General features: G+C 69.1%; 11 protein-coding genes. 4 read left to right on the forward strand and 7 right to left on the reverse strand.

The window, feature by feature from the left end:
* Positions 1–257: 257 nt before the first annotated feature.
* From AC3XYG_RS16605 to AC3XYG_RS16615, 3 genes are all read right to left on the reverse strand, one after another.
* The gene (locus AC3XYG_RS16605) at positions 258–920 is read right to left on the reverse strand and encodes a hypothetical protein (RefSeq protein WP_489140959.1); all 663 of its coding nucleotides are present in this window, start codon (positions 918–920) and stop codon (positions 258–260) included.
* A 115-nt stretch (positions 921–1,035) separates the two neighbouring features.
* Positions 1,036–2,340: an aspartate aminotransferase type Ic gene (locus AC3XYG_RS16610; RefSeq protein ID WP_489140960.1), complete on the reverse strand. Its 1,305-nt coding sequence runs from the start codon at positions 2,338–2,340 to the stop codon at positions 1,036–1,038.
* 177 nt (positions 2,341–2,517) lie between these two features.
* A complete protein-coding gene (locus tag AC3XYG_RS16615) occupies positions 2,518–3,747 on the reverse strand; it encodes a 2OG-Fe(II) oxygenase (protein WP_489140961.1) in 1,230 nt (409 codons plus the stop codon).
* A gap of 74 nt (positions 3,748–3,821) precedes the next feature.
* On the opposite strand from AC3XYG_RS16615, the gene AC3XYG_RS16620 reads away from it, so the two are divergent.
* Positions 3,822–5,351, forward strand: coding sequence for a trimethylamine methyltransferase family protein (locus tag AC3XYG_RS16620; protein ID WP_489140962.1), 1,530 nt, complete (start codon positions 3,822–3,824; stop codon positions 5,349–5,351).
* Between the two features lie 4 nt (positions 5,352–5,355).
* Here the strand turns inward: AC3XYG_RS16620 and AC3XYG_RS16625 are convergent, their stop codons facing one another.
* The 3 genes from AC3XYG_RS16625 to mbfA all read right to left on the reverse strand — a co-directional run bounded on the left by AC3XYG_RS16625 (position 5,356) and on the right by mbfA (position 6,969).
* A complete protein-coding gene (locus AC3XYG_RS16625) occupies positions 5,356–5,649 on the reverse strand; it encodes a type II toxin-antitoxin system RelE/ParE family toxin (RefSeq protein WP_489140963.1) in 294 nt (97 codons plus the stop codon).
* Positions 5,637–5,921, reverse strand: a complete 285-nt coding sequence (locus AC3XYG_RS16630) for a CopG family ribbon-helix-helix protein (protein WP_489140964.1) — start codon at positions 5,919–5,921, stop codon at positions 5,637–5,639. The genes AC3XYG_RS16625 and AC3XYG_RS16630 overlap by 13 nt, the downstream gene beginning before the upstream one ends.
* Positions 5,922–6,012: 91 nt before the next feature.
* Positions 6,013–6,969, reverse strand: a complete 957-nt coding sequence (gene mbfA / locus AC3XYG_RS16635) for an iron exporter MbfA (protein ID WP_489140965.1) — start codon at positions 6,967–6,969, stop codon at positions 6,013–6,015.
* Between the two features lie 198 nt (positions 6,970–7,167).
* On the opposite strand from mbfA, the gene bmt reads away from it, so the two are divergent.
* The 3 genes from bmt to AC3XYG_RS16650 all read left to right on the forward strand — a co-directional run bounded on the left by bmt (position 7,168) and on the right by AC3XYG_RS16650 (position 11,290).
* Positions 7,168–8,184, forward strand: coding sequence for a betaine--homocysteine S-methyltransferase (gene bmt / locus AC3XYG_RS16640; RefSeq protein WP_489140966.1), 1,017 nt, complete (start codon positions 7,168–7,170; stop codon positions 8,182–8,184).
* A gap of 226 nt (positions 8,185–8,410) precedes the next feature.
* Complete coding sequence (asnB, locus tag AC3XYG_RS16645) at positions 8,411–10,180, forward strand: asparagine synthase (glutamine-hydrolyzing) (RefSeq protein ID WP_489140967.1); 1,770 nt, start codon at positions 8,411–8,413, stop codon at positions 10,178–10,180.
* Positions 10,181–10,276: 96 nt separating this feature from the next.
* On the forward strand, positions 10,277–11,290 hold the full coding sequence (locus tag AC3XYG_RS16650; RefSeq protein WP_489140968.1) for a lysophospholipid acyltransferase family protein: 1,014 nt from the start codon (positions 10,277–10,279) through the stop codon (positions 11,288–11,290).
* A 149-nt stretch (positions 11,291–11,439) separates the two neighbouring features.
* On the opposite strand, the gene AC3XYG_RS16655 is transcribed toward AC3XYG_RS16650, so the two are convergent.
* Positions 11,440–12,297, reverse strand: an 858-nt coding sequence (locus AC3XYG_RS16655; RefSeq protein ID WP_489140969.1) for a cysteine hydrolase family protein, incomplete at its 5' end; no start/stop codon positions are given.

Genomic DNA, 12,297 nt, shown 5'->3' on the forward strand with positions numbered 1-12,297 from the left:
GCAGCGGATGATCGACGCCGACAAACAACGTTCCTGAGGCGGACTTTGCTTGCCTCTCCCGCTTGCGGGAGAGGTCGGGCTCGCGCAGCGAGACCGGGTGAGGGCTGGTCCGGCCTCGACGAAGAACCCTCACCCGGAGCCGCTTCGCGCCTCCGACCTCTCCCGCGAGCGGGAGAGGCAACGCGTCGATTCTACCCGGCCGGAAGCGGAGACACCGCCGTCAGGCGGCCGCACCAGGTGCGTTTACAAACGGTCTCTCAGCTCTTCTTGATCTCGAAGGGCACGTCGAACGATCCGCTCTTGCCCGTCGCCTTGTCGTTGACGGTGAATGTGGCGATATAGGCGCCGTCGGGGGCGTCGTTCAGGGTCAGGGTCAGGTTCATGAACATCTCGCGCACCCGGTCGCGGCCCTCGATCTTGAAGGTCTGGAAGTCCTTCTGGCTGCCGAGATCCTGGCCGGAGGCGGCTTTGAGCGAGAAGTCGATCGTCAGGTCGATGCTGTAGATGTCGCCCGTCTTGGTCCAGCCGAAGCCGGTCGGCTCGGCATAGAAGCGCAGCGGCGTCTTGCCGTCGAACACGTCGGTCTCGCGTTCGGTGAAGGCGCCGTAGCTTTTCGCCGGATCGGCCACCAGCAGCGCCCGGTGGAAGCCCATCGGCGATTGCAGCCAGGCCGCGATCGCGGCGCTGTTGAAGGCCTTGTAGGCATCGGCGGGCTGGCCGGCCTTCAGCAGCTCGGCACCCTTGGCCGCCAGCGCCTGCGGGTCGTCGGCCTGCGTATTGGGGGCCTGTGTATTGGGGGCCTGGGCATTGGTGGCCTGGGCGTCGGCCGTCTGTGCATGCGCGGTCGCCGCCCCGGCCAGGGCAGCCCCAGCCAGGGCAAGGACCAGGGCTGCGATCCGGAGCAGGGAACGGTAGGGCATCTGTCGTCCTTCGTGGCGATAGGCTGGCGAAGCGATAGGCTGGGCGGGGCAAAAGCACGGGGCAAACCCTATCCCCACGGATGAGGCGCCCCGTTCCGTCGCAGCCCGATCCTCTTCAGTGGCCGCCGCCCGCCTCGCGCTCCGCCAGGATCGCCTCGCTGGCCGCGACCAGCACCGACAGCGCCACGCCTTCTGCGGCCAGACCGACCTCCTCCAGGGGCGGGAAGGTCGGCGCGATGCGGATGTTGCGGTCGTTCGGGTCGCGGCCATACGGGAAGGTCGCGCCCGGCGCGACCATGGCCACGCCGGCCTCCTGCGACAGGGTCACCACCCGCCGCGCCGTCCGGTCCCGGACATCCAGGCTGATGAAATAGCCGCCCTCCGGCTCGGTCCAGCGGGCGACGCCGGTGCCGCCGAGATGCTCGGCGAAGACCGCCTGCACGCGCTGGAACTTCGGCACCAGGATCGGGCGATGCCGCCCCATCCGCGCGGCGAGGCCGGCCTCGACGCGCAACCGCCTGACATGGCGCAGCTGGTTCAGCTTGTCCGGGCCGATCGACTGGCGGCCGAGATGCTTGCGGGCCCAGTCGAGGTTCGCGGTGGAGCCGGCGAAAAGCGACAGGCCGGCGCCGGCGAAGGTGACCTTCGAGGTCGAGCCGAAGATGAAGGCCCGGTCGGGGTGGCCGTGGCGGGCGCAGGCCTCCAGGATGTTCGCCAGCCGGTGCGGCTCGTCGGCCAGGTGGTGGACGACATAGGCGTTGTCCCAGAACAGCCGGAAATCCGGGGCGGCCGTGGGCATCGCCGCCAGCCGCTCCACCGTCTCGTCGGAATAGGTCTCGCCCGTCGGGTTGCTGTATTTCGGCACGCACCAGATGCCCTTGACCGACGGATCCTCGGCCGCCAGCCGCTCCACGACATCCATGTCCGGCCCGTGCCCGGTCAGCGGCACCGGGATCATGCGGATGCCGAAGCCCTCGCAGATGCCGAAATGCCGATCGTAGCCGGGGACGGGGCACAGGAAGGTGACCGGCGCCTGGGCAGACCAGGAGGCGTCGCCGCCCGGCACGCCGTGCAGCAGGGCGAACACAATCAGGTCGTGCATCAGCGTCAGGCTGGAATTGCCGCCGACCAGCACCTGCTCCGCCGGGGCGCCCAGCACCGGGGCGAACAGCGCCCGGGCCTCGGGCAGGCCACGGACATCGCCGAGATAATTGCGGCAGTCGCCGCCATCCGCGGACCGGAAATCGTCGCCGCCGAGCATGTCGAGCAGGGCATTCGACAGGTCGAGCTGCGGACCCGACGGCTTGCCGCGAGTGCTGTCCAGCTTCAGGCCGCGGGCCCGGAAGGCGGCATGCCGCTCCCCCGCCTGGCGCCGGAAGGCGCGGAGATCGTCGGTCATCAGGGTGTCGAGGCGCGGCATCTGCCTTCTCCGGAACGCGGCGTCGTGGCGATGCGCAGAGGCTAGCGGCACGGGCTCGCCGCAATCCAGGGCGCAGCCATGCGCAGGCGTCGGCCCTGTATTGCCACACCCGCGCACGGGGCATGGCCCAGTGGGGATAGCGGGATCGGCAGCGGAAGCCGCCGATCCCGGTCCGGGTCAGCCCGCCTGCTGCGCTTCCTTGCCCAGCAGGTTGCGCTCCAGCTGGCCGCGCAGGTTCTCGTCCGCGAAATAGGCCAGGTTCTGCTCGCGGATCTTGGCGCCCTCTTCGTCATACAGGAAGGGCAGGGTGCAATAGCGCGTGCCCTTGGTCACCGGCAGCGCCTCATGCAGCAGCGAGCAGGAGAACACCACGGCGCCGCCGGTCGGTGCCCGGAAGCTGTGCCGGTCGTATTCCGGGAAGCGCAGCTCGCCGCCCTCGAACTCGTCGGCGTTCAGGTTGATGGTGACGGCGAACCGGCGATGCGCGGTGCCCTTGGTGGTGTTGTCGCGATGCGCCCGGAAATAGCCGCCCTCGCCGGCGTCGTAGCAGGCGACGATGTAGCGCTCGATCCGCGTCGCGTTGAACTGGAACACCTTCTTGATCTCGGGCACCAGCCGCCGCTCGATGCGCGCCTTCATGGCCACGCGCAGCTCGTCATCCTCGATCGTCGCGTCCTTGCGGCGCTTGTGCGAATAGTCGACCGCGCCGACCGTGCGGCCGTCCGGCAGCGACTGCATGAAGCCGCTCTCCTCACCGCCGACCTTGTTGTAGTAGTCGATCAGGCGGCGGCAGAACTCCGGCTCGAACAAATGCGGCACGGTCAGCACCGGCGCGCCCGGCACCCCGGTGCCCAGCAGGGTCAGGGGCGGCAGCCGGCTGACGAAATCGACCAGCGCCTTGATGTGCTCGGCGCCGTCCTGCAACGGGAACCGGCCCAGCACGCGCAGCCCGGGGGACAGCACGTAGCTGACGCGGTGCTGGTCGGCGCCGTAGGCGGCCGCGATCTTGCTGTCGAGATCATGGAAGTGGCGCAGGCCGGGAACGCGCTCGGGCAGCCGCTGCTGCTCGACATCCTGGCGATCATTGGTGACGCCGAAGAAGGAGGCGTGGCCGTCATTGAACGGGCCGATATCGGCGGCGATCGCCGATAGCATCTTTGCCGCCTCCGGGTCGGCCGCGGAACCAAAAAAGCTGAGCACGATGTAGCGTCCGGCCACCGTATCGAAACGGAAATCCTGGCGCTGCGCCGTCGGGGCCATAAACGGGAGAATGGGATCTCCGGGCTCCAGCTGACGGGCCATATAACCCTCCATGGAATAACGCATCTCTCTTGAGACCGCTTCGCATCCTACAGCAGGATTGCGGCAAAGGTAGTGCCCAGAGTTACATGTCGCGCGGAGGCCCATGCACGGCGAATCCGAGCAGCGCCGCGCCGCTTGACCGTGTCAGGGTTCCACCGCAACGTCGCAACGAGGTCAGGATGAGCCGCAGCCGCACCACTCCCCGCCGTCGCCGCGAAGGCGCGGGTGGGCTCGCCCAGCTGCCCTGGCAACTGGTCGAGAATCCGCTGCCGCCGGTCGAGATCCTGCGCCCCGAGCAGATCGAGCGGATCCACGAGACGTCGCTGACCATCCTCGAGGAAATCGGGATGGATTTCCTGCATGACGAGGCGATCGAGATCCTGCGCCGGGCCGGGGCCGCCACCACGCCGGGCAGCCGCCGCGTCCGGTTCGACCGCGGACTGGTGCTGGACGCCGTGGCCAAGGCACCGTCCGCTTACACCTTCCACGCCCGCAATCCGGAGCGGAGCGTGCAGATCGGCGGCCGTTCCATCGTCTTCGCCTCGGTCGGGTCGGCCCCGAACGTGTCTGATATCGAGGGCGGGCGGCGGGTCGGCAATTATCGCGACTATTGCAACCTGCTGCGCCTGGGCCAGGCGCTGAATGTGATGCACGTCTTCGGCGGCTACCCCGTCGAACCGGTGGACCTGCATCCCTCAACCCGGCATCTCGATGCCCTGCGGGCCTTCGTCACCCTGTCCGACAAGCCGTTCCACGCCTATGCGCTGGGCCGGATCCGGATGCTGGACGGCATCGAGATCGCCCGGATCGGCCGGGGCATCACGCGGGACCAGCTGCAGCGCGAGCCCAGCCTGTTCACCGTGGTCAACACCTCGTCGCCGCTGCGGCTCGACGGGCCGATGATCGAAGGCCTGATCGAGATGGCGCAGGCCGGCCAGATCGTCGCCGTCACCCCCTTCACCCTGGCCGGCGCGATGGCACCGGCGACGCTGGCGGGCGCCCTGGCGCAGCAGAATGCCGAGGCGCTGGCGACCATCGCCCTGATCCAGATTATCAAGCCCGGTGCGCCGGTGATGTATGGCGGCTTCACCTCGAATGTCGACATGAAGTCGGGCGCGCCGGCCTTCGGCACGCCGGAATACGCCAAGGCGGCGATCGCCGGCGGCCAACTGGCCCGGCGCTACAACCTGCCCTACCGCTCCTCCAACACCAACGCCTCGAACGCGGTCGACGTGCAGGCAACCTATGAGAGCATGGTGTCGCTATGGGCGGCGACACAGGGCCACGCCAACCTGATCATGCACAGCCTGGGCTGGCTCGAAGGCGGGCTGCGCGCCAGCTTCGAGAAGATGATCATCGACGCCGAGCTGGTGCAGACCATGGTCGAGTTCATGAAGCCAATCGTGGTCGATGACGACACGCTGGGCCTCGATGCGATCCGCGAGGTCGGGCCCGGCGGCCATTTCTTCGGCTGCCAGCACACGCTGGCACGCTACGAGACCGCCTTCTACGCGCCGCTATTGTCCGACTGGCGGAACTTCGAGGCCTGGCAGGAGGCCGGAGCGCCGGACGCGACCCAGCGGGCGCACCAGCTGTACAAGCGCGTCCTGGCCGAATTCGAGCCGCCGCCGCTCGACCCGGCCATCGCCGAGGAGCTCGACGCCTTCGTCGCCCGGCGCAAGGAAGAGGGCGGCGTGCCAAGCGACTGAACGGCTAGTAGCCGGCTTCCTTCTGATGCCTGAAGGCGAGGATCAAGACGACGTCTTCGGATTGAAGATGGCGATACCGCGCGACATATCCGGAATCGCCGAAGGTGATCAGCAGCTCGCGGTGTTCCTCATCATCGGGAGCCGGCCGTCCGATCTCCGGCTGCACGGCGAGCAGCCGGAACTGCCGTCTGATTTCATCGGTTGCGCGGCGAGCGGCAATCGGGTTCTTCCCGATAAGAAATTGGCGGCATCGTTCTAGCCCTTGCTGTGCCCTTGGCGTGACGACTATTCGTGGCAAGCGGGCGCCTCCGACTCCTCGTCGGTGCCCCAGGTCGCAAGCCAGCGATCCACCTCTTCCCCGGTAAGGTGAAGGCCGTTCTCTTGGTATTCCTGCCAGGAGGCGAGGGCTTCCTGCTTGAATGATTCCCGAGCTTCCTCACGCTCGAGATATTGCTGGATGGCTTCTCGCATCAGGTAGTGCGGCTTGCGGTCCCGCGCTTCCGCCAGCTTCTTCAGCTTTTCCCGCTGCACGGGGTCGAGCTTGATCGAGACGGGAAGGAGGTCCGCCATGTCAGCCTCCGAGGTAATACTCACAACTACGAAGTATATGGGCGCCAGCCCGTGAGATGCAAATCCGCGCCGATGATAGGCCGGATATGGCTCACGCACTCCCGATCAGGATCCCGGTCAGGAACACCAGGGCGCCGCCGACTCCCACCTGGAAGGCGGAGGACAGCAGCGGCGTGTCCATGAAGCGGTGGCGAATCCAGGAGATCACCGCCAGCTCCACCGCCACCACGCCGACCGCGATGCCGGTGGCGATACGGAAATCCGGGATCAGATAGGGCAGGGTGTGGCCCAGCCCGCCCAGCGCCGTCATGCCGCCGCAGACCAGGCCGCGCAGCCACGGCCGGCCGCGCCCGGTCAGGCTGCCGTCGTCCGACAGCGCCTCGGCGAAGCCCATGCTGATGCCGGCGCCGATCGAGGCGGCAAGGCCGACCAGGAAGGTGTCGAAGCTGTCATGGGTGGCGAAGGCTGCGGCGAACAGCGGCGCCAGGGTGGAGACCGACCCATCCATCAGCCCGGCCAGGCCCGGCTGGACGATCTGCAGCATGAACAGCCGCCGCTCGTCCTCGCCCTCGCGTTTCTGCACCTTGGCCGGGGCGTGCTTCTCCTCCAGCTGCTCGGCGATGTGCTCGTGCCGCCGCTCCTCCGCCGCCAGGTCGCCCAGCAGCTGGCGCACGGCGACATCGGTGGCGCGGCCGGCGGCGCGTTCGTAGAAGCGCCGGGTCTCGACCTCCATCGCCTCGGCCTGCTTGCGCACGGTGTCGAGCGACAGCGGCCGGGTCAGCCACACCGGGCGCCGGCGGATGAAGCCGCGAACATGGTGGCGGTTGATCAGCGGGATGTGGTCGCCGAAGCGGTCCTTGTAGAGCGCGAGCAGCCGGTGGCGATGCCCATCCTCTTCCCGGCCCATGCCGCGGAAGATCGCGGCCGATGCCGGGAAATCGACGTTCAGCCCCTCGGCGAAGTCGCCATAAACCCGGGAATCCTCTTCCTCCAGCGCGATCGCCAGCGCCAGCAGCTCGCGCTCCGTCAACTGGGAAAAGTCCTTCATCGCCCGTCTCCGCATCAGTCTACCGCTTCGCTTCTCGTCCCGGCGGCCGCCGATGGCAAGCGACGAACGACTCGCAATGTCGCAGGTGGGATACAGATTCATAACGACATGCTTATATTGTGATGGAGTTCCCCTCGGGCCGGCAGTAGCGTTTCCAGCTCTGCCGCGCTCCTCCGCGGTTTCCATGAAGGTCCGGTCATGACCAGCACGCGCTTCCACGATCTCCTCGCCGCCCGGCCGGTGCTGTTCGCCGATGGCGGCATGGGCACCGGGCTGTCGCCGGTCTCCAGCCCCTGGGCGAACAGCCCGGAGCTGTGGAATGTTGACCAGCCGGAGCGGGTGCAAGTGGTGCATCGCGGCTTCGCCGAGGCCGGCTCCGATATCATCCTGACCAACACGTTCGGCGGCAACGCCCGGCGCCTGACGCTGCACAACGCCCAGAACCGGGTGCGCGAGCTGAACATCGCCGGCGCCCGCATCGCCCGCGCGGTGGCCGAGGAGTTCGACCGGCCGGTGATCGTCGCCGGCTCGATGGGCCCGACCGGCGACATCTTCCAGCCGATCGGCGTGCTCAGCTACGAGGAGGGCGTGGCCGCCTTCGCCGAGCAGGCCGAGGCGCTGGCCGAAGGCGGCGTCGACGTGCTGTGGATCGAGACCATCTCCGCGGCGGAAGAGATCCAGGCGGCGATCGAAGGCGCATCGCGGGCTGGCCTGCCGATCGTCTCGACCATGACCTTCGACACCAATGGCCGCACCATGATGGGGCTGACGCCGGAGGCGGCGATCACCCATGGCCGCAACTGCGCCTGCCGGCCCAGCGCCTTCGGCGCCAATTGCGGCATCGGCCCGGCCCAGCTGCTGGACAGCATCCTCGGGCTGGTGCGCGCGTCCGACGGCGACGACATCATCGTCGCCAAGGGCAATTGCGGCATCCCGCAATACCGCGAAGGCGCCATCGTCTATGACGGCACGCCGGAGATCATGGCGTCCTATGCCATCCTGGCCCGCGATGCCGGGGCCCGGATCATCGGCGGCTGCTGCGGCACGACGCCTCAGCACATCCGGGCGATGGTCGCGGCGGTGAACGGCACCACGCGCGGCCCGGTGCCGGATGTCGAGACCGTGGAACGGCTGCTGGGGCCGATCAAGACCCAGTCCGGCCGTCCGTCCGAGGGCGGCGGCGAACGCGAAGGCCGTCGGCGCCGCCGGGCCTGAGGCCTGGTGCCGGCGCCTCGCCGGGGCACGCTTACGAATCGGTAACTAACCAGCGGTGAGGCGCCGGGCCTAGGGTCCCGCCCGTCGTCCCCTGCTGGACCCATTCCATGACCGCCGATCCGACTGTCGGTGCGGCCCCTGCCGGGGCCGTGCCGGAAGCCTTGCCATGCGTGCATCGCATCGTACCCGACCACGAACACCGCCCGCTCATCATCGGACACGCATCATGTGCGGCATCGCAGGGCTGCTGACCCGCCCGGGCAGCGTGCCGGATGCAGCGATGCTGTCCGGCCTGGAACAGGCGCTGCACCATCGCGGCCCGGATTCCGCCGGCCGCTTTGTCGCCGACGGCGTCGCGCTGGTGTCGACCCGGCTCGCGATCGTCGATGTCCTGCATGGGCAGCAGCCGCTGTTTGGCCCCGACGGCACCGTGCTGGTCGCCAATGGCGAGATCTACAACGCGCCGGCCCTGCGCGCGGCGCTGCCCCCGGGATGTCTCGCCACCGGGTCGGATTGCGAGCCGATCGCGCATCTCTACGCCGATCGCGGCGTCGCCTTCGCCGAGGCGCTGCGCGGCATGTATGCCGTCGCCATCTACGACCGGCCGCGGCACCGCCTCGTTCTGGCCCGCGATCCGTTCGGCATCAAGCCGCTCTATTATGTCGAGGGCGACGGGACCTTCGCCTTCGCCTCCGAACCGCAGGCACTGCGCAGCATCGGCCTGGCGCGGGCGGGCGTGACGGCGCTCCGCAGGGCCGAGCTGATGCAGCTGAAGTTCACCACCGGCGAGGACACGATCTTCCCGGCAATCCGGCGCGTGCTGCCGGGCGAGACGCTGGTGGTCGAGGACGGGCGCATCGTCCGGCGGCTGCGGCGGCCGGCGCTGCCGGCTGTCATGGCGGGGCATGTGGCCAGCCCGGCGAACACGCTGGCGGCGCTCGACCGCATTCTCGAAGACAGCGTCGCCGTGCATCTCAGTTCGGAAGTGCCGTGCGGGCTGTTCCTGTCGGGCGGCGTCGATTCCACGCTTCTGCTCGCCTATGCCGGCCGCACGGCCGGGCGGACCATCCCGACCATCACCATCGGCTATGACGGCGCAGACCCGTCGGATGAGAGCAGCGAGGCGATCCGCATCGCCCGGCGAGCCGGCGCCGATTGCGAGCGGGTCGAGATGACCGGGAAGGACTTCTGGGACATGGCGCCCAGCGTCGCCGCGACGCTCGACGACCCGACCGCCGACCCCGCGGCGCTGCCGACCTATCGCATGGCGCAGGCGGCCGCGGCGGCCGGGCTGAAGGTGATGCTGTGCGGCGAGGGCGCGGATGAGCTGTTCGGGGGCTATGTCCGTTACCGCCGGGCCCAGCGCCCGTGGCGCTGGATCTCCCGCGGCGCCCGCGCCGACGGCATCTTTCACGGCCTCGACGGCATCGCGGGCCTGGAGGGCTGGCGCACGGCCCTCGGCGCGGTCGAATGTCGCGAGACGGCGGCGGGCCGCAGCCCGCTGCAGCGGCTGCAGGCGATCGACTGCGACGAAGCCCTGCCCAACGCCCTGCTGGCCAAGCTGGATCGCTGCCTGATGCGCCATGGCGTGGAAGGCCGCACCCCGTTCATCGATTCGAAGGTGGCCGACTTCGCCTTCTCCCTGCCCGATCGGACCAAGGTCGGGCTGAAGCGCGGCAAGCTGCTGCTGCGCGAACAACTGGCGGCCATGCTGCCCGACCGGGCGGCGTCGGCCCGCAAGAAGGGCTTCAACACCCCGGTCGGGCGCTGGATGGCGGAGCGGAAGACCGAGTTGCGGGCGTTGCTGCCGCGGCAGCCCGGCCTGGCCGAATTCGTCAGCCCCGACCTGGTCCGCCGGTTGTGCGACGAGGCGGCGGATCATCCGCAACCCGCCTGGAGCCTGCTGTTCTACGGCCTGTGGCACAGCCATCACGTCATGGGGCTGTCGCCGCAAGGCACGGTGGCCGATGTGTTGCACCAGGCGGCCCGGGGCTGACAAAACGTCTCATTGAGCGGCCGCCGGCTCCGACCAAATGCTCAGGCATTCCTCCTGTTTGCGATGATCGGGATCTCGCCCGGTCCTGGGCTGTCCATGACCTTCTCGATCCCTCGTTCCTCGGCCCGCGATACGGCGCAACGGCCGAAGCGGTCGGAGCGGCATCAGCGCGTGCTCGACCTGCTGGTCGCGATCCCGATCTACGCGATGTTCGGCCTCTTCCGGCTGCTGCCGCTCGGCGTCGCCTCGGCCCTTGGCGGCTGGATCGCACGCACGCTAGGGCCGCGCACCGGCGCTTCGCGCGGCGCCGACGCCAATCTGCGGCTGGCGCTGCCCGAATTGTCGGCGGCGGACCGGCGCCGGATCGTCATCGGCATGTGGGACAATCTCGGCCGGATCGTCGCGGAATTCCCGCACCTCGCGGCCCTGCGCCGGCGCGAGGCGCGGGCGCCGGACCGCATTCGCGTCGCCGGGCTGGAGCATCTCGAGGCGGTGCGGGCGGGTGGCCGGCCCGTGGTCTTCGCCGTGGCGCATTTCGGCAATTGGGAGATCTCGCCGATCGCCGCCGCCAATCTCGGGCTGTCGCTCACCGCCTTCTACCGGCCGCTGAAGAACCGGCTGATCGACGGGCGGCTGCGGCGCATCCGCGAAGCACTCGGCACAAGGCTGCTGGAAAAGCGCATGGAGGGCAACGGCGCCAAGCAGGCGCTGTCTATCCTGCGTGATGGCGGCGTGCTCGGCATGCTGGTCGACCAGCGTTATACCGGTGGCCTCGAACTGCCCTTCTTCGGCCGGGACGCGCTGACCTCGCCGGCCGCGGTCTCGCTGGCCTATCATGTCCGCTGCGAGGTCCTGCCGGTGCGGTTCGAGCGGCGGGGCGGCGCGCGGTTCGACGTGGTGTTCGAAGCACCGCTGCCCCTGGCGCGCACCGGCGACCGCGCCGCCGACGTCGAGGCGGCGACCCGCGCCCTCAACCAGCGGGTCGAAGCCTGGGTCCGGGCTAGGCCCGAACAGTGGCTGTGGCTGCACAAGCGCTGGCATCACCCGCCGCCACGCAAGCCGAAATACCGCAACCTGCAGCGGGACGGGGCGCCGCCGCCGGCCGCTTAGAGCTTGTTTGGCAATGCTACTGGCGGGCCGTCTGACGGCGGTTTCTCCGCTTCCGGTGCTCACGGACGATCATGTCCGCTGCGCGCCGGTTCTCGAAACCACCGCCAGCCGGCTCTCGCCAGCGCATTTCCAAACAGTCTCTTAGGCCCTCAGCGCGGCCAGTCCGCCATCGGCAGGGTGGACTCGACGATGTGGACGCCGAGATCGGCCCATCGGGCGAAGGCATCCTCGGCCTGGGCGGTGAAGTCCAGCTCCGGGATCGGCCGGCCTGCGGCGTCCAGCCCGACCACGGCCGACATGCTGTCGCGCAGGACTGTGACCCGCCGCGGCAGGGCCGGGTCCAGGGCGCGCATCCGGGCCAAGAGGTCGTCGACCGACCAGCGCACGCAGTGGCTGGCGGCCTGGCCGGCGACCACGATCCGGTCGGCCTCCAGCAATTGCAGCAGCGCCGTGTCGTCCTGCGGCTTCACCAGCTGGCCGCCATCCCAGCGGTCGGGCACCTCGGGGGCGAAGGCGGAATAGCTTTCGCTCCAGGGGTCTTCGCCCTTGACGATCACCGGCGTCGGCACATTGCGCAGCAGGGCGTGGAACAGCCAGGCCTCCTGGATCAGCCCGGGCATGGCATGGCCGTCGGACCCGATCAGGCAGTGGTCGGGCCACACGATCAGGACGTTGCGCCCCTGCCGCGCCAGGCTGCGGACATAGTGCAGCAGCTGCCGCTCGATCCAGGCCAGCCCTTCTGCCGCCACCTCGGCCGGCAGCAGCGACAGCACGGCCGGGCTCGGCCGCATCGCGCCGCTTACCAGGCTGTCTTCCGAGATCAGGGTGAACGGGGCTGGTGGGTTGCCATCGACATCGATCCAGAAGGATTGGTGGAAGATCTGCAGCGGCGTGTGGGTGTCGAAGGTCGGGACGATGCGGTCGATCGCGCCCAGGTTGCGGTGGATGAAGCCGGCGATCCGGCCTGTGTCCTCCACGGCGCCGCGGCCGGACCGGCCGCCGACATA

It is taken from the genome of Inquilinus sp. (genome assembly GCF_057815775.1).

Coding starts and splice junctions, on each gene's coding strand:
- AC3XYG_RS16605 (WP_489140959.1), bottom strand. CDS start 920: ATGCCCTACCGTTCCCTGCTCCGGATCGCAGCCCTGGTCCTTGCCCTG.
- AC3XYG_RS16610 (WP_489140960.1), bottom strand. CDS start 2,340: ATGCCGCGCCTCGACACCCTGATGACCGACGATCTCCGCGCCTTCCGG.
- AC3XYG_RS16615 (WP_489140961.1), bottom strand. CDS start 3,747: ATGGGCCTCCGCGCGACATGTAACTCTGGGCACTACCTTTGCCGCAAT.
- AC3XYG_RS16620 (WP_489140962.1), top strand. CDS start 3,822: ATGAGCCGCAGCCGCACCACTCCCCGCCGTCGCCGCGAAGGCGCGGGT.
- AC3XYG_RS16630 (WP_489140964.1), bottom strand. CDS start 5,921: ATGGCGGACCTCCTTCCCGTCTCGATCAAGCTCGACCCCGTGCAGCGG.
- mbfA (WP_489140965.1), bottom strand. CDS start 6,969: ATGAAGGACTTTTCCCAGTTGACGGAGCGCGAGCTGCTGGCGCTGGCG.
- bmt (WP_489140966.1), top strand. CDS start 7,168: ATGACCAGCACGCGCTTCCACGATCTCCTCGCCGCCCGGCCGGTGCTG.
- asnB (WP_489140967.1), top strand. CDS start 8,411: ATGTGCGGCATCGCAGGGCTGCTGACCCGCCCGGGCAGCGTGCCGGAT.
- AC3XYG_RS16650 (WP_489140968.1), top strand. CDS start 10,277: ATGACCTTCTCGATCCCTCGTTCCTCGGCCCGCGATACGGCGCAACGG.